Source organism: Streptomyces alkaliterrae (assembly GCF_007097205.2).
Lineage (GTDB): Bacteria > Actinomycetota > Actinomycetes > Streptomycetales > Streptomycetaceae > Streptomyces > Streptomyces alkaliterrae.
Map to the genome: position 1 here is coordinate 1 of NZ_VJYK02000084.1, position 19,245 is coordinate 19,245.

Here is a 19,245-nt window from a genome sequence, read left to right on the forward strand (position 1 = left end):
TCGGACACCTCACCCGCCCCGCCGGGGCGCCGCCCGGCGGGGCGGGTGAGGTGTCCGAGACGCGTGCGCCGGTGCCTTCGGCCATGAGCTGCTCCCTACCTTGCTTCAAAGGTTTGGGGACACACCTTTTACCCGCCGATGGGCGGTGCGCAAGACGTCGGTTGTCAACGATTGGTAAACGAGGGCTACTCCGGTGGACCTGTCGACCGGCCCCGTGCGTGCGTGGTGCTCGCGTCCGGTCAGCTGAGGAAGCCGCGCAGCAGCGCCGCCGAGCCCGCGCAGTGCTCGCGGGCGATCTCCCGCGCCCCGTCCGCGTCGCCCTCCAGTACGGCCTCCACCAGCGCCTCGTGCTGACGCTGGGAGTGCTCCAGGTTGCGGACCAGCAGTGGGATGCAGTCCAGCAGGTCGTTGACGGTCGCCCGGACGGCCGCGTACTGGGCGGCCAGCGAGGGCGAACCGGACAGCTCGGCCACGGTCAGGTGCAGCAGCGTGTCCAGCCGCCGGTACTCCGCCAGTGGCGCGTTCTGGGTCCCGGCCAGGGCGGCCCGCAGCCGCTGTGCCTGCTCCCCGGTCAGGCCGTGCGTCGCGCACAGCTCGGCCGCGCCGACCTCCAGCACCTCCCGGAAGCGGAGGGTGTCCTCCAGGTCCACCGCGGCCACGCGGCGCCGCAGCTCCTCCGCGATGCTCCCGCCGCTGGTCTCCGGCGGGCGCTGCCGGACGAAGGTCCCGCCGTAGCGGCCGCGCCGGCTCTCCACCAGACCCTGCTCGTGCAGCACCTTCAGCACCTCGCGCAGGGTCACCCGGCTCAACCCGAGCCGGTCGGCCAACTCGCGTTCGGCCGGCAGGCGTTCACCGGCCGGCACCAGGCCCAGCCGGAGGACCTGGAGTATCTGCTCCAGTGCCTCCTCGAAGCCGTTGCCGGCCCGCACCGGCCTGAGTATCGGCGCGAGCCGGTCGATCGCCCCGTCCCGGTCGGCCTCCCGCGCCTCCTCCGGAGCGTCCCGCACCTCGTTCATCGGAACCTCTTCCCAATCAAAGGTTTCTCCGCATACCTTATGGCATCCGGTGCGGGGCCGCCCCGGCCGTGCGCTGACCGTACGCGCCGTGCGGCTTCCCCCGGGAGCCCGACCGACGCCAGGACGCCAGGAGGCACCCCCGTGGCTGATCGCACGCCCCCGCTCGCCGTCGACGAACTCACCGACCTCGTGGAGGCAGGGGAGATCGACACCGTCGTCCTCGCCTTCACCGACATGCAGGGACGCCTCCAGGGCAAGCGCTTCGCCGCGCGGTTCTTCCTCGACGAGGTACTGGACCACGGAACCGAGGGCTGCAACTACCTCCTCGCGGTCGACGTCGATCTCAACACCGTCGACGGCTACCGGATGTCCTCCTGGGAGCGCGGCTACGGCGACTTCGCCATGCACGGCGACGCCGCCACCCTGCGCCGCACCCCGTGGGAGCCCGGCACGGCGCTGCTGGTCGCCGACCTCGCCTGGCACGACGGCAGCCCCGTCGTCGCCTCCCCGCGGCAGATCCTGCGCGGCCAGCTCGACCGGCTCGCCGAACACGGGTGGACCGCCTACGTCGGCACCGAGCTGGAGTTCATGGTCTTCAAGGACACCTACGAGGACGCCTGGGCGCGCGGCTACCGCGAGCTGAACCCGGCCAACCAGTACAACGTCGACTACTCCGTCCTGGGCACCGGCCGGGTGGAACCGCTGCTGCGGCGCATCCGCAACGAGATGGCCGCCGCCGGGATGACCGTCGAGTCCGCCAAGGGCGAGTGCAACCTCGGCCAGCACGAGATCGCCTTCCGCTACGACGAGGCGCTGACCACCTGCGACCAGCACTCCGTCTACAAGACCGGAGCCAAGGCGATCGCCGCGCAGGAGGGCATGGCGCTCACCTTCATGGCCAAGTTCGACGAACGCGAGGGCAACTCCTGCCACATCCACCTCTCGCTGCGCGACGAGGCCGGCCATCCCGTACTCGCCGACGACAAGAACGACCTGGGCATGTCCGCGCTGATGCGGCACTTCCTGGCCGGACAACTCGCCGCACTGCGCGACTTCACCCTGTTGTACGCGCCGAACATCAACTCCTACAAGCGCTTCCGGCCCGGCTCCTTCGCGCCCACCGCCGTCGCCTGGGGGCCGGACAACCGCACCTGCGCGCTGCGCGTCATCGGCCACGGCCCCTCCCACCGTTTCGAGAACCGCCTCCCCGGCGGGGACGTGAACCCCTACCTCGCGGTCGCCGCCATGGTGGCCGCCGGGCTGTACGGAGTCGAACACAAGCTGGAACTGCCCGAGGCGTGCACCGGCAACGCCTACACCGGCGACGCCCAGCACGTCCCGACCACCCTCCGGGAGGCGGCCGACCTGTGGGCGGCCTCGCCGATCGCCCGCGCCGCGTTCGGCGAGGAGGTAGTCGAGCACTACCTCAACATGGCCCGGGTGGAGCTGGACGCCTACGACTCCGCCGTGACCGACTGGGAGCGGTACCGCTCCTTCGAGCGGATGTAGCGCGGCGCGCGCGGAGCCGCCGTCCCAGCCGCAGCCGAGAAGTCGCAGTCCCAGCCGCAGCCGAGAAGCCGCAGTCGAGAAGCCGCCGTCCCGCGCGGGCAGGTACCCCGCGCGCGAGTGAAGGAAGCCGCACGTGTCGCACACCGACCCCACGTCCCCCGCGCCCCCAGGGCCCGGGGCGCCCACCACACACGACGTCCTGAACCCGGCGACGGAGGAGGTCGTCGCCACCGTCCCCGCCACCACCCCGGAGGAGGTGGACGCCGCCGTACGCCGCGCGGCCGACGCCCAGCGGTCCTGGGCCGCCGTCGCCCCCGGCGACCGCGCCCGGCTGCTGCGCCGCTTCGCGGACGTCATCGACGAACACGTGGAGGAGCTGGCCCGGTTGGAGGTCGCCGAGGCCGGCCACCCGATCGGCAACGCCCGCTGGGAGGCCGGCAACGCCCGCGACCTCTTCGCCTACGCGGCCGGCGGCGTGGAGCGGCTGACCGGTCGGCAGATCCCGGTCGCCGGCGGCTGGAACATCACCCGCCAGGAACCCATGGGTGTCGTCGCGGTCATCGCCCCGTGGAACTTCCCCATGCCGATCGCCTCCTGGGGCGCCGCCCCGGCGCTCGCCGCGGGGAACGCCGTACTCCTCAAGCCGGCCGAGACCACGCCGCTGACCGCCCTGCGGCTGGCCGAACTCGGCCTGGCCGCAGGCCTCCCCGAGGGGCTGTTCCAGGTCCTGCCCGGGGCCGGCCCGGTCGCCGGCAACGCGCTGGTGGAGCACGAGGGCGTGGCGAAGGTCGTCTTCACCGGCTCCACCGCCGTCGGCAAGCAGATCATGGCCAAATGCGCCACCACGGTGAAGCGCCTCACCCTCGAACTCGGCGGCAAGAGCCCGAACATCGTCTTCGCGGACGCCGACCTGGCGAAGGCGGCGGCCGCCGCGCCCGGCTCCTTCCTGGACAACACCGGCCAGGACTGCTGCGCCCGCAGCCGCATCCTCGTCCAGCGCGAGGTCTACGACCGCTTCCTGGAACTGCTGGAACCCGCCGTCCGCGCCTGGCGGGCCGGCGACCCGGCGGACCCCGGCACCGACATGGGGCCGCTGATCTCCGCCGCCCAGCGGGAGCGGGTGCGGTCCTACGTCCCCGACGACGCCCGGGTCGCCATCCGCGGCGAGGCGCCCGCCGGCAAGGGCTTCTGGTACCCGGCGACGGTCCTGGAGGGCCGACCGGAGGACCGCGTCGCGGTGGAGGAGGTCTTCGGCCCGGTCGCCGTCGTCCTCCCCTTCGCGGACGAGGCGGAGGCGGTGCGCCTCGCCAACACCGGTACGTACGGCTTGTCCGGCTCGTTGTGGACCCGGGACGTCGGGCGCGCCCTGCGGGTCTCCGGCGCGGTCGCCGCCGGCAACCTCTCCGTCAACTCGCACAGCAGCGTCCGCTACTGGACGCCGTTCGGCGGCTACAAGCAGTCCGGCCTCGGCCGGGAGCTGGGCCCCGACGCGCTCGCCGCCTTCACCGAGACCAAGAACGTGTTCATCAGCACCGAGGAGGACGACCAGTGACCCAGCCCGCCATCCCCACCGAGGCGCCCGACTCCGCGGCCCCCGTCTGCCGCCGCCTCGTCGGCCGTACCGCGGTCGTCACCGGCGCCGGCAGCGGCATCGGCCTGGCGACCGTACGCCGACTCGCCGCCGAAGGCGCGAACGTCGTCTGCGCCGACATCGACGAGGCCGCCGGCAAGGCCGCCGCCGACGAGGTCGGAGGGCTCTTCGTCAAGGTCGACGTGGTCGACGGCGAGCAGGTCGAGGCGCTGTTCGAAGCCGCGAACGACACGTACGGCTCGGTGGACATCGCGTTCAACAACGCCGGCATCTCGCCGCCCGACGACGACTCCATCCTCACCACCGGGCTGGACGCCTGGCGGCGCGTCCAGGAGGTCAACCTCACCTCCGTCTACCTCTGCTGCAAAGCGGCCCTGCCCTACATGCGCCGTCAGGGCCGGGGCTCGATCATCAACACCGCGTCCTTCGTCGCCGTCATGGGCGCGGCCACCTCGCAGATCAGCTACACGGCGTCCAAGGGCGGGGTGCTCGCCCTCTCCCGCGAACTGGGCGTCCAGTTCGCCCGCGAGGGCATCCGCGTCAACGCGCTGTGCCCCGGGCCGGTCAACACCCCGCTGCTGAAGGAGCTGTTCGCCAAGGACCCGGAACGGGCGGCCCGCCGCCTGGTGCACGTGCCCGTCGGCCGGTTCGCCGAGCCGGAGGAGATGGCAGCCGCCGTCGCCTTCCTCGCCAGCGACGACGCGTCCTTTGTCAACGCGACCGAGTTCCTCGTCGACGGCGGCATCGCCAACGCCTACGTCACCCCCCTCTGACCCGCGCCGCACGGCCGGGCGCGTCACCCGACGCCGCCCGGCACTCCGCTACCGCACGTGTGGTCTTACCGCCAGCGGTAGCGGAGTTCCGGGCGGCCCTGGCCGCCGCGGCGGGGGCGGCGCTCGACGAGGCCGGAGTCGGCCAGGTGCTCCAGGTAGCGGCGTGCCGTCACCCGGGAGGTGCCGGTGAGTTCGCCGACGCGGCTCGCCGACAGGCCCTCGCCGCCGGACTCCGAGCGCAGCAGTACCACCACCGCCTCCAGCGTCTCGCCGCTCATGCCCTTGGGCGGCGGCGGAGTCGCCCCGCCGCCTCCGCGCAGCGCGGCCAGCGCCCGGTCCACGTCCTGCTGCCCCGTGGCGCCCTCTGTCGGCCCCAACTCCCGCCGGTAGGCGGCGTAACGTTCCAGCCGGTCCCGGAAGGCCGCGAACGTGAACGGTTTGAGCAGGTACTGCACCACGCCCAGCGCGACCACCGAGCGCACGATCTCCACGTCCCGCGCCGACGTCACGGCGATCACGTCGGTGAGATGGCCGCGCGCCCGCAGCCCCCGGCAGACCTCGAGTCCGCTCATGTCCGGCAGGTAGAAGTCCAGCAGCAGCAGGTCGACGGGCTCGCGGTCGACGAAGTCCAGCGCGTCGGCGCCCCGGTGCACCGCGCCCACGGCGGCGAAGCCCGCCACCCGGTCGGTGAACTGGACGTGCGCGTCGGCGATCCGGGGATCGTCCTCCACCACCAGCGTGCGGATCACGAGACACCGCCCCGTTTGTCGTGCGCTCTTGGACGCAGCCGCACGGTGAACACCGCCCCGCCGTCCTCGCCGGAGGTCACCGCCACCTCGCCGTCGTAGCGGTTGATGACCTGCCGCACGAGCGCGAGCCCCAGCCCGCGCCCGCCGCCCCGGTCGGACTCCGCCGGCCGCTTCGTGGACCAGCCGCGGTCGAAGATCGCCTCCAGGTGCGCGCTGTCGACACCCCGCCCGGAGTCGCCGACGCGCACCAGCAGCGTGCCGTCCGGCTCGGTGCGGGCGGTGACCGACACCCGCCTCGGCGGCTCGCCGGCCAGCGCGGCGTCGATCGCGTTGTCGACCAGGTTGCCTACCAGCGTCACCAGGTCGCGAGCGGCGAACGCGGGCTCGTCGACGGCGGTGACCGCGGTCTCCTCGGTGACGGTCAACTCGATGCCCTTCTCGGCCGCCTGCGCCGCCTTGCCGAGCAGCAGCGCCGCCAGCGCGGGTTCCTCCACCTCGTCGGTGAGCCGGTCGGCGAGCTGCTGCGCGCTCGCCAGCTCGACCGTCGCGAACTCCACCGCCCGCTCCGGATTCCCCAGTTCGATCATCGTGACGACGGTGTGCAGCCGGTTCGCGGACTCGTGCGCCTGCGAGCGCAGCGCCTCCGCGAAGCCGCGCACCGAGTCCAGCTCGCCGGCCAGCGCCTCGATGTCGGTGTGGTCGCGCAGTGTCGTCACCGTGCCGAGCGTGCGGCCGTAGCGCACGATGCGCTCCTGGTTGACGACCAGCACCCGGTCCCCGTACACGCACAGCCGGTCCCGTACGGGCTCGCCCGAGGTGAGCATCCCGGCGAGCGGTTCGCCGACGCCGAGTTCGGCCACCGGCCGGTCCTCGGGGTGCTCGGGCAGCGCCAGCAGCCGCCGGCCCTCGTGGTTGGCGAGGGTGAGCCGGCCCCGCGGGTCGACGATCAGCAGGCCCTCGTGCACGTTGCGCAGCACCGCGTCGTGGCTCTCGTACAGCCGGGTGATCTCGGCGGCGCCCAGCCCCAGCGTCTGGCGTCGCAGCCGTCGGCTGATCAGCCAGGAGCCGGCCGCGGCGGCCACCAGCGCGGCGGCCGAGACGCCCGCCACCGGCGGCAGCCTGCGGCGCAGCTCTGCCCCGATCTGCTCCTGGAGGATGCCGACCGCCAGCAGCCCGCGCACCCGGCCGCCGTCGGCCCGTACGGGTACCACGACGCGCGCCGACGGGCCGAGCGTGCCCTTGTACGTCTCGACCACCCGGCCGCCCGCCAGCGCGGGCTCGATCGTGCCCAGGAAGCGCTCACCGACGCGATCGGGGTTGGGGTGGGAGTAGCGGGTGCGGTCGGTCGCCATGAAGACGATGAAGTCGGTGCCGGTCGCCCGCCGTACGGATTCGGCCATCGGTTGGAGCGTGACGCCGGGGTCGTCCTCGGCGAACGCCGCCCGCACCTCGGGCAGTTCGGCGAGCGCCGTGGCCAGGGTGGTCGCGCGGTGTTCGGCGTCGGCCTGGGTGTCGCGGCGGGCCTCGCCCACCACGAGCAGCGCTCCGGACCCGACCAGGAGCGCGATCACCACCAGTTGCAGCAGAAACAGTTGCCGCGCCAGGCTGAGCCTCGTGCGCATGGCCTGATTGTCACAGGTCTCCACGCGTGCGGCGCTCCGGGGCCGCCGCCCCGGAGCGCCGCACGCGCCAGTCGGCCCGCTCAGAACCGGACGCCGAGCGCCCAGCCGCCGAGCAGCATGATCGCCGCGGTGATCAGTAGCACGCCGACAAGATTCAGCCAGATACCGCCCCTGATCATCTGGCCCATGGTCACGTGCCCGGAACCGAAGACGATCGCGTTCGGCGGGGTGCCGACCGGCAGCATGAAGCTGCACGTCGCGGCGAGCGCGGCCGGCGCGAGCAGCAGCAGCGGGTCGATGCCGATACCGATCGCGACACCGCCGAGCACCGGCAGGAACGTCGAGGCGGTCGCGGTGTTGCTGGTCAGCTCGGTGAGCGCCAGGATGATCAGGCAGACCACCGCGATCAGCAGCACCGTCGGCAGCGCCTCGAGCCCGCCCATCTTGGTGCCGATCCACTCGCTCAGCTTGGTCTCCTGCACCCCCTTCGCCAGGCTCAGACCGCCGCCGAACAGCAGCAGCACGCCCCACGGCACGCCGGACTGCGCGGTCCGCCAGTCCATCGTCATCTCACCGCGCCGGGCGGCGACCGGGATCAGGAACAGCGCCACCACGGCGGCGATGGCCACGGCCTCGTCGGACAGGTTCGCCATGAACGGCAGCACGGTCGTCAGCGCCGACCAGCCGCTCAGCGGCTCCTTGAACACCCACAGCAGCGCCGCGAGCGTGAACACCGCCAGTACGTTCCACTCACCCCGGGACATCCGGCCCAGCTTGTCGATCTCCTGCTGGATGACCTCCTTGCCGCCGACGACGTCCTTCAGCCCGGTCGGGTAGATCACCCGGGTCAGCAGCAACCAGGCCACCAGCAGGAACACGACCGCCAGCGGCACGCCGACCTTCATCCAGGCGGCGAAGCTGATCGTGGTGTCGTAGTTCTGCTCGACGAAGCCCTTCATGATCAGGTTCGGCGGGCTGCCGATGAGGGTGGCCAGACCGCCGATGGTCGCCGCGTAGGCGATGGCCAGCATCAGGCAGGTGGCGAAGTTCCGGGTGTCCTTGTCCTCCGCCAGCTCCGAGACGGGCCCCTCGGCCTTCGCCGGGTCCACCCCGGTGCGCTTGCCGATGACCAGGGCGAGCACGCTGACGCCGATCGGCAGCATCATCAGCGTCGTCGCCGTGTTGCTCACCCACATGCTCAGGAAACCCGTGGCGATCATGACGCCGAGGATCAGCTGCTTCGGCTTGGTGCCGATCGCCCGCATCACCAGCAGCGCGATCCGCCGGTGCAGGTTCCACTTCTGCATCGCCAGCGCGATGACAAAACCGCCGAGGAAGAGGAAGACCGTCGGACTGGCGTAGGGCGCGGTGGCGTCCCCGATCGGCAGCACCCCGAGGAACGGGAAGGCGACGATCGGCACCAGCGACGTCACCGGCAGCGGCAGCGCCTCCGTCATCCACCACACCGCCACCAGCACGGCCACCGCCGCCGTGGTGCGCGCCGCGTTCGACAGCGCCGGGTCGTCGCCGGGCAGCAGGAAGTACGTCAGCACCGCCAGCACCGGGGCGAGCAGCCGCCCGAGCCAGACGCGTCGCACGCCGGACGGCGTAGCCGGTACGTCCGGGCCGCCTCCCTCCTCGCGGGCGGCGTAGCCGCCTCTTCCGTCCCCCTGGTCGGGGGCGCCGCGCTCCTCGCGCTCCTCGCGCCGCTCTGTCTCCGTCGACATGACCGTCTTCCCTTCGCCCTCGCTGTCCGCCGGTCGGCGGTGGCCGCGCCACCTGCCGAAACACGGCGTTCGTTCCGCCGTAACGGGGATGTTCGACGAGCGTGCGGCGGGACGGAACCCCGCCGGGGTTTTGTTCTTAACGGTCGCGGGAAACGGGCCGGGCTCGGGCGGGTGCGGACGGCTGCTCAGAGCGCTTCCAGCAGCTCCCAGAAGTGCTCGACGACATCCGCGAGATAGCGGTGCCCGGCGTCGACGGAACCATTGGCGGCCTCCGAGGAGGTGTCGATCCAGCTCAGAGAGGCGAAGCTGCGCTTGTGGAACTCGTCGTTCAGCCGCTCGAGCACCCGCTCCACGTTCGGCTGCGGCACGGCGGGCAGCAGCTTGCACACCGGCCGGACGTACGCCTGCCAGCGCACGCTCGCCGCGCTGCGCAGCATCTCCCGCAGCCGCGCGTCGCGGCCGGTGAGCTCCAGATGGGTGCGCGGCGGCAGCCGCAGCAGGTCGGCGAGGACGGCCGCCTGCCGGTCGTTGCCGGTCCACCTGCCGGTGCGTTCCACCTCCTCGTACTGGGCGACGGGTATCCCGACCTTGATCGCCACGTCGGCCAGCGGAACGCCGGCCGCCATCCGGTGCTCGCGCAGCGTGCGCGGGGTGCCGAGCAGGTCCGAGGGCGCGCACCACAGGGCACCGGCGAGCGCGGCGATCTCGTCCTCGCCGGGGGCCTCCTCCTGCTGCTCCCACGCCGCGACCGTGGTCGGGGAGACCCGCACCCCGTAGGCGGCGAACATGCCGTAGGCGACATGAGCAGGGGTCATCCCGAGGGCTTCTCTCAGCCTTCGCGCGGCGGTGGCGTCAAAAGGCGGTCTTGCGTGCATCCACCTACGGTAGGGAGGGATTCGTCGGCCGACCCACGGTACGTTCCTTCGAAAGCAAGTCGAGATCCCGGTGTCCGCCTTGTAGTTACAGACCAACTGATGCGTACCGTCACCATGGAAGGCCCTGCCGGCCCCCTCAACCCTTCACCCCGCCACCGAGCGTGAAACCCGTCCCGATCCGGCGGGACACCAACACGTACAGCAGCACCGCCGGCGTCGAGTACAGCATGGAGAACGCGGCGAGTTGCCCGTACAGCACGCTGCCCGTGTTGCCGAAGAAGGTGAACACGCTCACCGACGCCGGCATGTTCTCCGGCGTGAGCAGCAGCATGAACGGGACGAAGAAGTTCCCCCACATCGTCACGAACGAGAACACCGTCACCACCAGCACACCCGGCGCCATCAGCGGCAGCACCACCCGGACCAGTGACTGCGTCGGCGAGGCGCCGTCCGTCCACGCCGCCTCCTCCAGCGCACGCGGCACCCCGTCCATGAAGCTCTTCATCAGCCACACCGCGATCGGCAGCTGCGCCGTCGCCAGGAACAGCGCCGTACCCCACAGCGTGTCGACCAGCTCCACCCGCACGAACAGCCCGTACACCGGCACCATGATCGCCGTGATCGGCAGGCTCGTCGCGAACAGGATCGTCAGCAGATACGGTCGCGTCATCCGGGACCGGTACCGGGACAGCGGATACGCGGCCAGCGCCGCGCAGCACACCGTGACCAGCGTGGCGCCGCCGCACAGCAGCAGACTGTTGGCCATCGGAGTGAAGGTGATCTCCTCGGTGAGTACCGCACGGTAGTTCTCCAGCGTCGGCTCGCGCGGCGGACTCGCCCGCAGATCGGCCCGCCCGTCCACGGACGCCGACACCAGCCAGGCCAACGGCAGCAGGAACGCACCGGCCACCAGCAACAACGCCACGTCCGCCGCACGCCCCCGCCGCACGCCCCTCACACCTCCTCGCGCAGCAGCCGCAGATACACGGCCGCGAACAGCCCGCCGACCAGCAGCAGCACCAGCGCCACCGCCGTGCCGTAACCGATCAGGCTGTTGCGGAACGCCTGCTCGTACATGTACAGCGGCAGCGTCTGACTCCGGTTGCCGGGACCACCCCGCGTCATCGCCCAGATCAGTCCGAAGACGGACAGCGTCTGGAGGGTGTTCAGCAGCAGGTTCGTGCCGATCGCCCGCCTGATCAGCGGCAGCGTGACAAACCACAGCCGTCGCACCGGCCCCGCCCCGTCCAACTGCGCCGACTCCCGCAACTCGTCCGGGATCTCCGACAGAGCGGCCGAGTAGACCAGCATCGAGAACGCCGTGCCCCGCCACACGTTCGCGAACGACACCGCCAGGATGGGCAGCGTGAACAGCCAGTTCTGACCCGGCAGACCCAGAAACCCGGTGATCGCGTTGAGCGTGCCCTCCTCCCGGAAGAACGCGTACAACAGGAAACCGGCCACCACCTCCGGCACCACCCACGCCGTCACCACCACCGCACCCGTCAGCGACCGCACCGGCCGCGACGCCCGCCGCATCAGCACGGCAAGACCCAGCCCCAGCACGTTCTGCCCGAGAATCGACGACAGCACCGTGAACACCAGCGTCAGCCACACCGCGTTCCGGAAACCCTCGTCCGCGAACGCCCGCCGGAAGTTCTCCAGCCCTACAAACGACGCCGACTCCTGCCCCGACAACTGCGCGTCGGTGAACGCGATCACCACGCAGTAGACGATCGGCCCGGCGAGGAACAGCAGCAGCAACGCCGTCGCCGGCCCGAGCGGCAACCACCGGGCCACCGCCCTGCGCCGCACCCCGGCGCGCGGCGCCGGGGCGGACCGCTTGTCGACGCGAACCGTTGTCGTCGGGGCGCTCACGGCCCGGTGACCGCCCCGCCGGTGATGCTCCGCACCCGGGCGTCGTACGTGCGGGCCGCCCGGTCCGCCGACGCGTCCCCGGTCGTCACCGCCTCCATCGCCTCCTGGATCGCCGTCGAGACCTGCGGGTACACCGGCAGCGCCGGCCGGTAGTGCGTGACCTCCACCAGCCCGGTGAAGAACTCCACCCCCGGCATCGACCGCCGATACCTCGGATCGGCGGCGACGTCGCCCCGGACCGCGATACCGGCGTTGGCCACGTGGAAGTCCACGGAGTTCTCCCTGGTGCTGAGCACCTTCACGAACTCCCAGGCCAGATCGGGGTTCCCGGCCTTCGCCGGGATCGCCCACGTCCACCCGCCGGACATGCTGACCCGGCCCGGCGGCTGCCCGTGCTGCGTCGGCATCGGCGCCTGCCCCAGCACCTCGTGCCACTCCGGCCACGGCGTCCCGCCGCCCCGCACCCAGTTGTTCCCCAGCCACGAACCGTCCAACGCGATCGCCAGCCGCCCCTCCGGCAGCCACTCGCCCGGCACCCGCGTCGCCACGTTCGGGTCCAGCGCGTCCGACGCCTTCGGCCCCAGGCCCTCCGCGTACACCGTGCGGACGAACTCCAGCGCGTCCCGGAACCCCTTCGAGCCCGTCACCCACTTCTCGCGCTTCGGGTCGTACAGGGGATCGGCGCCCGTCCCGTACAGCAGCATCTCGAAGCCCTGCATCGTCGCGGCCTCGCCCGCGCCCTTCCCGGTGAAGACGTTCAGCGGGATGACGTCCGGGACCCGCCGCTTGACCGTCCTGGCCGCCGCCAGCAGCTCGTCCCAGTCCTTCGGCCGCCAGTCGGCCGGCAGACCGGCCTTAGCGAAGACCTCCTTGTTGAACCACAGGCCCCGGGTGTCCGTGCCGTCCGGCACGCCGTACACCTTCCCGTCCTGCCCGCGCGCCGCAGCCTTCGCGCTGTCCTCGTAGCGCGCCCAGTCCGCCCAGTCGGCCAGGTAGTCGTCCAGCGGGCGCAGCAGACCGGCGGTGATGTCCGCGTTGATCAGGAACGTGTCCTCGTAGACCAGGTCCGGCGCCGTCTTCGGCGAGCGCATGAGCTGCTGGACCTTGGTGTAGTAGTCCGCGTCCGGCGCCTTGATCGGCACCAGCTCCACCTTCTTGCCCCGGTGCTCCTCCTCGAACTGCTTCTTCACCCGCGCCAGGTGCTCGTCCATGATCTTCACGTTGTTGTCCATGGACTGCTTGAAGGACACCCGGACCGTGTCCGGATCACTCCCCGAGCCACCACAGGCACTCAGCAACCCCGCCAGCAGGGCTGACAGCGTGACAACGGCCACGCGGACGCGAGTCGCGCGGAACGGGGCTCGCTCGGCGGTGGGGCGCACTGGCGACCTCCTGGGACATCGCCGACCCCGAGCCGTACGGAGTCGGTCACCCTGAGTTCCTGACCTGCTCGGAACGTACGGGCCCGGCCACCCACGGTCAATGCCGCCTGCGGGTGAGGCGGCCCCCGAACGGGAATGCTCCGGGTAGCGGCGGCTCAGGGGTTCAGGCGCCCGCCACGCTCCGGGGGACCTGGCTTGACTGCCGGGTAGGAAGGGCGGACAGTGAACCCGGTTCACTCCTCACATAAGGATTCCGTGGTGCCATGAACAAGGCATTCCGCAGCTGGCGCGGCCCCAAGGCGGCCGTGGTCGGCAAGGTCCCCAACCAGCACGACTGCCCGACCGCGTTCGGCCAGGCCGTGTACGACCGGAGGACCCAACTCGCCTGGTCCCAGGCGGAGTTGGCGCACCGCGCGGGTCTTGAGGAGGCCGACATCGACCGCATCGAACGCGGCGACGCCACCCCCAGCCTCCACCTCCTCTGCCGCCTCAACGAAGCAATGAGCGACCAGCTCTCGGCGTAGGGGTCCCTGCCCCATGGTCTCGCCTTTCCGCCGGTCAGGCGCACCACGGCGCTAGGAATTCGCTAAGGCTTCCAGCGGCGGCCGAGCCATCGGGGCGCTTCTTGCTCGATGTGCTACCTCAGATGCTCCTCGAGATCGTCAACGGTCCAGCCAGCCTGGCGAAGGATGGAGCGTAGCGTGCCGGCTGCGAGGTTCCGGTGAAGCGGCACGATGACGGTCCGTTCCGCGCGGCGGTACTTCGCATGGCTACCGCGAGTTGAGACATGCTCGAATCCACCGCGCTCCAGAGCCTTGGTGACGACTGCTCCGGACAGCCCCATCGGGACGGCGGGACTCATGCGACCCGCCGAATTTCGACAGGCGCGGTGATCACGTCGGTGACTTCGGGAGCAGGGGCGTCCTCGAAATAGAGTTCCAGTGCCTCACGAAGGTTCTCAAGAGACTCTTCGATGGTCGCGCCTTGAGACGTGACCTCGACTTGGAGGCAGCGAGCCACGTACCACTCGCCCTCGTGAGTGATCGCGGCGGTCAGGTGCAGTGCGTCAGCCATGCTGCAAGTTTGGCACGCGCCGCTCCTCTCAGGCTCCGCTTCTCCTCACTCGTGTCCAGCCAGCTCGGTGCCGGCCCCAAGCGGGGCCGGCACTCTCGGGGACCTATTAGCTCTCGGCGTGCTTCCGGGAAGCCGGCCGGCCGCCGTAGGGGACGGTCAGGAGCTCCATGTAGTGGCCCGAGGGGTCGATGAAGTACACGCCTCGACCGCCGTCGTTGTGGTTGATCGCGTTCGGCTGTGTCCTACCCGGGTCCGCGTAGTGCTCGATGCCGCGCTCCCTGATGCGCGCGTACGCGGCGTCGAACTCCTCCTCGGAGACCAGGAACGCGTAGTGCTGCGGGCTGATCTTGTCCGCCGGAACCGTCGCGAAGTCCAGCGTCACGCCGTTGCTCAGAGCGACGGCGACGAAGTGCCCTGCTTCCCCGGCGATCTCAAGGCCGAGCAGTTCGGTGAGAAACTCGGCGGATTCCCGGTTGTCCCGGGAGTGGACGATCGTGTGGTTCAACTCAACTGGCAAGGAATGCCTCCGAAGGCATGTCCCGACACCTCCATGCCTCGCCCAGCCGGCGACCGACACGCGATGTCCTGACGGACTGTAGTCGCCAGGAGTGCGCCTTGGCCAGGAAGATTCGGCTGCCCGGAAAACCGCTCGCCGCTGCGCCGGTCGGCCCGATACACACGGAGGCGTGACGACGTGACGGCGGGCTGAGAGGCAGGCTGCGGATGACCCAGCGAACCAACGAGGCGCAGTCCACGGCCCCTTGGCGGGACCGGCGCTTTGTCGTCTTCGCCACCGGCAACCTCGTCAACAACCTCGGGGAGGCGGCCTACAAGGTGGGCCTCCCGCTGTTCGTCTACGAGCTCACCGGTTCGCTCGCGACCATGTCGCTTCTCGCCGCGCTGTCACCGGCAGTGCTGCTGCTCAGCCCCTGGCTGGGGGCGATCGTGGATCGCTGGGGGCCTCGGGTCTTTGTCGTTCCCGGCCTGCTGCTCCAAGTCGTCGGCGCGGTCGCGCTGAACGTTTCCGTACTGGGCGGGCTCCCCTCCGCCACGGTGCTGTTCTGCCTGGCTGCGCTGGTGCAGCTCGGCGGCGAGATGTACCGGGCCGGGTGGATAGCCGGAGTGCCGACGATGTTCCCGCGCAGTGCCGCCCGATCCCGGGCGGTCCTCAGCAGCCTGTTCGTTACGTCCAACATCGTTGGCCCCCTCTTGGTCGCGGTCGGCGTCGGCACCGTCGGCTACCTCGGGCTGCTGTGGTTCAACGCCGCTTCCTTCCTCGCCCCGATCGTCGTCTGGCTGCTGGGCGTTCACCCACCGGCGAAGGAACGCGTCCCGCGCGACGCCGAGTCCGGGCGCCGGCCGGGCCTCGGCCGCGACATCCTGCACGGCTGGCGCATCGTCCGCGCCGAGAAGCGGGTGTTGTACGTGCAGCTCACTTCACTGCCACTGCACTTCGTCAGTGGTGTGGGCGTGCTCTCCTTCATGGTCTGGTACCTGCGTGACCACTGGGACATGTCCGCGAGCGGGGTGAGCACCGCGCAGGCCGTCGCCAACATCGGTGCGCTGGTCGGCAGCGTCTACATCGCGGCGCGGGCCCGGCCCCGCCCCCGTGCCGTGCTGGCTCTCTCCGCGATCGTCATGACGGCCGCGCTGTTCCTCATGGCGCTGCCGTCCCCTGCGGCATTTGTGGTCTGCATGGTCGCCTTCTTCACGCTGCGGTCGGCCATGACCGCCGTCACCGCCATGATCATCGTCAAGTACCTGCCGTCGGAGGTCGTCGGCCGGGCCGAAGGCCTGTTCAACCTGATGAGCGGCCTCCCGATTCTCGCCGCCCCGCTCCTGATCCCCCTGGTGCAGCGGGCGGCGGGCAGCACGGCAGTCCTGCTGTTCCTCGGCCTGGCCTCCGCCGTCTCTCTGCTCTGCCTACTCCGCTTCTGGCCCTCCTGGAGCGACGAGACGGCCGATCCGGGGAACGCCGCGCCAGGCAGAACCCCCGCCGCGTAGTCCACAGCGCGCCGAGCGCAGACCCGCACGCTCGACCGGCCACCCCGGAAGGATTCGTGCAGCAGTGACCCGGGGCTCAACCTCCTCTCTGCGCGCTGCCGGGCAGGGGCCCGGAGACAGGACGCCGGTAGAGTTGGCGGGAGCCGCCTTCGGGACCGGGGGTCGTGAGTTCGGCCGGGGTGAAGCCGAGGCGTTCGTAGAAGACGCGGGCGTTGCTGGCGACGGCGCCGGGGTGGTCGGCGCCGAACGTCACCACCTCCACCGTGCCGGGCGCGCGCACGAAGCGCGCGTACGCGTCCTCCAGCAGCGCCCGACCCACGCCCCGACCGCGCGCCTCCTCCGAGACGACCAGCCAGTCGACGTGGTAGGTCGGCGGCGAGGCATCGAAGAGCAGCGCCCCGCGCGGGGCGTCCGCCGCCGCGCCGCCGTCGGCGATCAGCGCCGTACCGGCGCGCAGGTGCGCGCGGACGGCCTTCTGAAAGCCGGGCTCCTCGACCATCGGTCCGAACCAGTGCTCCACCTGCGCCGCGAGCGCGAGTATCCCGCCCAGGTCCTCCTCCCCGGCGACCCTGGGCGCCGCACTCCCGGCAGTGCCGGGACCGGTTGTCCCGCGACGCTCTTTGGAGGGTGAGAGGTGATGGCTCACGGCGAACCCGTTCCGTGTGTCGGCTGGAGGCGGCGAACGAGTTTGCCACGGTCGAGCGAAGTAGTGGGACTCGGTCAGCCGCGTCACCGCGTGCGATAACTCGGCGACTTCGGCGATCACTTCCCGGATACTGGTCGCTATGGATGAGGTCGAGGTCGTGGTCGCCCATTCCGAGCGCGCGACCCTGCGCGTCGGCGACGTCTTTCTGAAGGTGGACGCCGACCAGGCGCGTGTCGACGTCGAGGTCGAGGCGATGACCCTCGCGCCGGTCCCGACCCCGAAGGTCTTGTGGCGCAAGCCGCCTGTGCTCGCGATCGCCGCGGTCCCAGGGGCGACGCTTGGGCGCCTCGGCGGACCGTCGGACGGGTCGTGGGCGGCATGGGCCGCGGCGGGCGCGGCGATCCGGAAGCTGCATGACGCGCCGCTGCCACCCTGGCCCGGCAGGGCCGGTCGGAGCGTCGTCGCGCTGGCGGCGGAACTCGATGACGAGTGCGAACTACTCGTGAGGAACGGCCTCCTACCTGCCGACCTGGTCACCCGTAACCGCCAGGTCGCCGAGGCCGCGTTCCGACCGTGGACTCCGGCGTTCACGCACGGCGACCTCCAGATCGCGCACGTCTTCGTCGACGGCGATGAGGTCACGGGCATCATCGACTGGTCCGAGGCTGGCCAGGGCGACCCCCTGTACGACCTCGCCACCTTCACGCTCGGACACGAAGAGCGGCTGGACGACGTCCTCGCGGGCTATGGCGCCGACGTCAACCTGGACGTGATCCACGCTTGGTGGTCGTTGCGAAGCCTGCTGGCGGTTCGCTGGCTGAGCGAGCACGGCTTCGACCCGTTCGCGCCCGGCTGCGAGGTCGACGTACTGAAATCCCGGATGTGAGGCTCTGCGAGTACGACCGCTGCATTGTGCGTTTCTGACGCCTGGGCCGCCGCCTCGACCCTCAGACGGTCGCTGAGAGGAACGCCGTCCACGCGGTGGGCGGGAAGCGGAGTATCGGGCCGTCGGTCGCCTTCGAGTCCCGGACGTGAACCACCGGGACGTGGTCACCGCTGGGCTTCGCCACCTCGACGCAGTCGCCGCCTTGGTCGAGGCTGTAGGTCGACTTCCTCCAGTTCAGAGTGGAGGAAGGACACTGCTTCAACGCGCGGGGCCGGATCTTCTCGCTCATTGCCATTCCGCTGCCACCTTCTCGATGAAGTTTCGCGACTCGTAACGGTTCAATGCCTGTGCTCTCAGCATCATATGGCGCTGTGCCATCTCGGAGACCTCCTCGGGCTGCGAGATGAGCAGGCCCCGGCGCTGCACCTCCAGGTAGACGACCTGCTTGTGGTCGGACTTCTCGAGTAGCTTCATCGGCCCATCAACGCCTGCGTGTTCGCCGGTCTGCCCCTGGTCCATCCGGAGAATCTGTACGCAGACGTTGGGGCGCTTGGACAGCTCCAGCAGGTGCAGGAGCTGGAGCGCCATCGCCTCGCGGGTGCCGAACTGCCTTCGCAACACTGCCTCTTCGAGGATCAGATCGATGTGGGGGATCGGGTTCTTGCGGTCGAAGAGGGCCGCACGCGCCAAGCGGCCATTGACGTACGCGTTGATCTCTTCCTCGGTAAGCGCCGGGTATGCGCCTCCGATGATGGCCCTTGCGTACTGCTCGGTCTGGAAGACGCCATCCATCGTGAAGGGCTGGTAGGACGAGATCGTCAGGGCGTCCTGTTCGATCAGGGCATAGTCCTTGAAGAACGACGGTAGGTGGTCGAGGGCGAGGAACTTGCCGGCCAGCGTGAAGATGCCCTGCCCGTCGAAGAACACCTGATCTAGCTTGGCGAGCATGACCTCGGTCGGGGGTTGCTTCAGGGTCTCCAGGGCGCTGATCGCGGCGCCGGTGTAGCCCGCTCGGCGGCCGAGTTCCTCCTGTGACCAGCCTCTGGCCTCCCGTAGCTTGCGGACCATCTCGGCGCAGTACTGGAACGTGGGGGAGGCGGATCTGTTCGCCCGGGTCATGGGTGTGCACCCTCCTCAAACCGGTTCAACGGGCCTCAAGCGGCCTCAATGGTCGTTCGACGGGCGTTGAGGGAATCGCCCGTCGCGTTGGAATCACTACACACGGTAGGCGTCGCCACTGACAGTGGAGGCATGAACTTCGAGAATCACGCGCCCGGGCTGCCGTGGGTGCCGCTGCACGGGTACCAACTCCGGCTGGCGGGGATCTACTTCGACGCCGTGCGGGTCGGCGGTGAGTACGGGCGGAACGCGGCCGTCCAGTTGGGGCGGCTCACCGGTGGCGAGCCGGGGCCGATCATCTTCGAGCGGGAGCTGGACGGTGGTGGGGAGCGGGCGGTGACGTACTTCCTGGTGCCGCCGCAGAGCACGGGGAGGCGGCGGTGGCCGGCCGGGG

20 protein-coding genes and 1 pseudogene are annotated in these 19,245 nt (G+C 70.7%); 7 read left to right on the forward strand and 14 right to left on the reverse strand.

The features are described 5' to 3' along the window. Positions 1-239: 239 nt before the first annotated feature. On the reverse strand, positions 240-1,016 hold the full coding sequence (locus tag FNX44_RS10535) for a FadR/GntR family transcriptional regulator (protein ID WP_143647771.1): 777 nt from the start codon (positions 1,014-1,016) through the stop codon (positions 240-242). Between the two features lie 141 nt (positions 1,017-1,157). On the opposite strand from FNX44_RS10535, the gene FNX44_RS10540 reads away from it, so the two are divergent. The 3 genes from FNX44_RS10540 to FNX44_RS10550 all read left to right on the forward strand — a co-directional run bounded on the left by FNX44_RS10540 (position 1,158) and on the right by FNX44_RS10550 (position 4,889). Then, positions 1,158-2,525 (forward strand): glutamine synthetase family protein, encoded by a 1,368-nt coding sequence (locus FNX44_RS10540; RefSeq protein WP_143647772.1) that lies wholly within the window; start codon positions 1,158-1,160, stop codon positions 2,523-2,525. Between the two features lie 133 nt (positions 2,526-2,658). After that, the gene (locus FNX44_RS10545) at positions 2,659-4,077 is read left to right on the forward strand and encodes an aldehyde dehydrogenase family protein (protein WP_143647773.1); all 1,419 of its coding nucleotides are present in this window, start codon (positions 2,659-2,661) and stop codon (positions 4,075-4,077) included. Continuing rightward, positions 4,074-4,889 (forward strand): 3-oxoacyl-ACP reductase, encoded by an 816-nt coding sequence (locus FNX44_RS10550; RefSeq protein ID WP_143647774.1) that lies wholly within the window; start codon positions 4,074-4,076, stop codon positions 4,887-4,889. Before FNX44_RS10545 ends, FNX44_RS10550 begins: the two co-directional genes overlap by 4 nt. A gap of 65 nt (positions 4,890-4,954) precedes the next feature. On the opposite strand, the gene FNX44_RS10555 is transcribed toward FNX44_RS10550, so the two are convergent. The 7 genes from FNX44_RS10555 to FNX44_RS10585 all read right to left on the reverse strand — a co-directional run bounded on the left by FNX44_RS10555 (position 4,955) and on the right by FNX44_RS10585 (position 13,074). Next, positions 4,955-5,638 (reverse strand): response regulator, encoded by a 684-nt coding sequence (locus FNX44_RS10555; RefSeq protein ID WP_143647775.1) that lies wholly within the window; start codon positions 5,636-5,638, stop codon positions 4,955-4,957. Then, positions 5,635-7,260: a sensor histidine kinase gene (locus FNX44_RS10560; RefSeq protein WP_143647776.1), complete on the reverse strand. Its 1,626-nt coding sequence runs from the start codon at positions 7,258-7,260 to the stop codon at positions 5,635-5,637. Before FNX44_RS10560 ends, FNX44_RS10555 begins: the two co-directional genes overlap by 4 nt. 80 nt (positions 7,261-7,340) lie before the next feature. Next, positions 7,341-8,987 (reverse strand): SLC13 family permease, encoded by a 1,647-nt coding sequence (locus FNX44_RS10565; RefSeq protein ID WP_143647777.1) that lies wholly within the window; start codon positions 8,985-8,987, stop codon positions 7,341-7,343. 185 nt (positions 8,988-9,172) lie between these two features. Then, a complete protein-coding gene (locus tag FNX44_RS10570; protein ID WP_228449803.1) occupies positions 9,173-9,802 on the reverse strand; it encodes a helix-turn-helix domain-containing protein in 630 nt (209 codons plus the stop codon). A 196-nt stretch (positions 9,803-9,998) separates the two neighbouring features. Next, positions 9,999-10,820, reverse strand: coding sequence for a carbohydrate ABC transporter permease (locus tag FNX44_RS10575; RefSeq protein ID WP_143647779.1), 822 nt, complete (start codon positions 10,818-10,820; stop codon positions 9,999-10,001). After that, complete coding sequence (locus tag FNX44_RS10580) at positions 10,817-11,740, reverse strand: carbohydrate ABC transporter permease (RefSeq protein ID WP_143647780.1); 924 nt, start codon at positions 11,738-11,740, stop codon at positions 10,817-10,819. Before FNX44_RS10580 ends, FNX44_RS10575 begins: the two co-directional genes overlap by 4 nt. Then, positions 11,737-13,074 carry an ABC transporter substrate-binding protein gene (locus FNX44_RS10585; RefSeq protein WP_323369205.1) on the reverse strand — a complete coding sequence of 446 codons (1,338 nt, stop codon included), beginning with the start codon at positions 13,072-13,074 and terminating at the stop codon, positions 11,737-11,739. Before FNX44_RS10585 ends, FNX44_RS10580 begins: the two co-directional genes overlap by 4 nt. 311 nt (positions 13,075-13,385) lie before the next feature. Here FNX44_RS10585 and FNX44_RS10590 point away from each other — a divergent pair, with 311 nt between their 5' ends. Continuing rightward, positions 13,386-13,646: a helix-turn-helix domain-containing protein gene (locus FNX44_RS10590; RefSeq protein WP_143647781.1), complete on the forward strand. Its 261-nt coding sequence runs from the start codon at positions 13,386-13,388 to the stop codon at positions 13,644-13,646. 113 nt (positions 13,647-13,759) lie between these two features. On the opposite strand, the gene FNX44_RS10595 is transcribed toward FNX44_RS10590, so the two are convergent. From FNX44_RS10595 to FNX44_RS10605, 3 genes are all read right to left on the reverse strand, one after another. Next, complete coding sequence (locus tag FNX44_RS10595; protein ID WP_143647782.1) at positions 13,760-13,984, reverse strand: type II toxin-antitoxin system HicA family toxin; 225 nt, start codon at positions 13,982-13,984, stop codon at positions 13,760-13,762. Further along, a complete protein-coding gene (locus FNX44_RS10600) occupies positions 13,981-14,196 on the reverse strand; it encodes a type II toxin-antitoxin system HicB family antitoxin (protein WP_143647783.1) in 216 nt (71 codons plus the stop codon). Before FNX44_RS10600 ends, FNX44_RS10595 begins: the two co-directional genes overlap by 4 nt. A gap of 106 nt (positions 14,197-14,302) precedes the next feature. Then, positions 14,303-14,713, reverse strand: coding sequence for a VOC family protein (locus FNX44_RS10605; protein ID WP_143647784.1), 411 nt, complete (start codon positions 14,711-14,713; stop codon positions 14,303-14,305). Positions 14,714-14,919: 206 nt separating this feature from the next. On the opposite strand from FNX44_RS10605, the gene FNX44_RS10610 reads away from it, so the two are divergent. Continuing rightward, positions 14,920-16,200, forward strand: a complete 1,281-nt coding sequence (locus FNX44_RS10610; protein WP_143647785.1) for an MFS transporter — start codon at positions 14,920-14,922, stop codon at positions 16,198-16,200. A gap of 76 nt (positions 16,201-16,276) precedes the next feature. Here FNX44_RS10610 and FNX44_RS10615 read toward each other — a convergent pair whose 3' ends face one another. Then, positions 16,277-16,750, reverse strand: coding sequence for a GNAT family N-acetyltransferase (locus FNX44_RS10615; RefSeq protein WP_228449806.1), 474 nt, complete (start codon positions 16,748-16,750; stop codon positions 16,277-16,279). Between the two features lie 235 nt (positions 16,751-16,985). Here FNX44_RS10615 and FNX44_RS10620 point away from each other — a divergent pair, with 235 nt between their 5' ends. Continuing rightward, positions 16,986-17,732: a phosphotransferase family protein gene (locus FNX44_RS10620; RefSeq protein WP_143647786.1), complete on the forward strand. Its 747-nt coding sequence runs from the start codon at positions 16,986-16,988 to the stop codon at positions 17,730-17,732. Between the two features lie 61 nt (positions 17,733-17,793). Here FNX44_RS10620 and FNX44_RS10625 read toward each other — a convergent pair whose 3' ends face one another. Then, a complete protein-coding gene (locus tag FNX44_RS10625; RefSeq protein ID WP_173019150.1) occupies positions 17,794-18,021 on the reverse strand; it encodes a DUF397 domain-containing protein in 228 nt (75 codons plus the stop codon). Then, entirely contained in the window at positions 18,018-18,851 is an 834-nt protein-coding gene (locus FNX44_RS10630) for a helix-turn-helix domain-containing protein (protein ID WP_143647788.1), read from the reverse strand. The genes FNX44_RS10625 and FNX44_RS10630 overlap by 4 nt, the downstream gene beginning before the upstream one ends. Before the next feature lie 132 nt (positions 18,852-18,983). Here FNX44_RS10630 and FNX44_RS10635 point away from each other — a divergent pair. Beyond that, positions 18,984-19,245: pseudogene (locus tag FNX44_RS10635) on the forward strand (hypothetical protein); the annotation flags it as partial.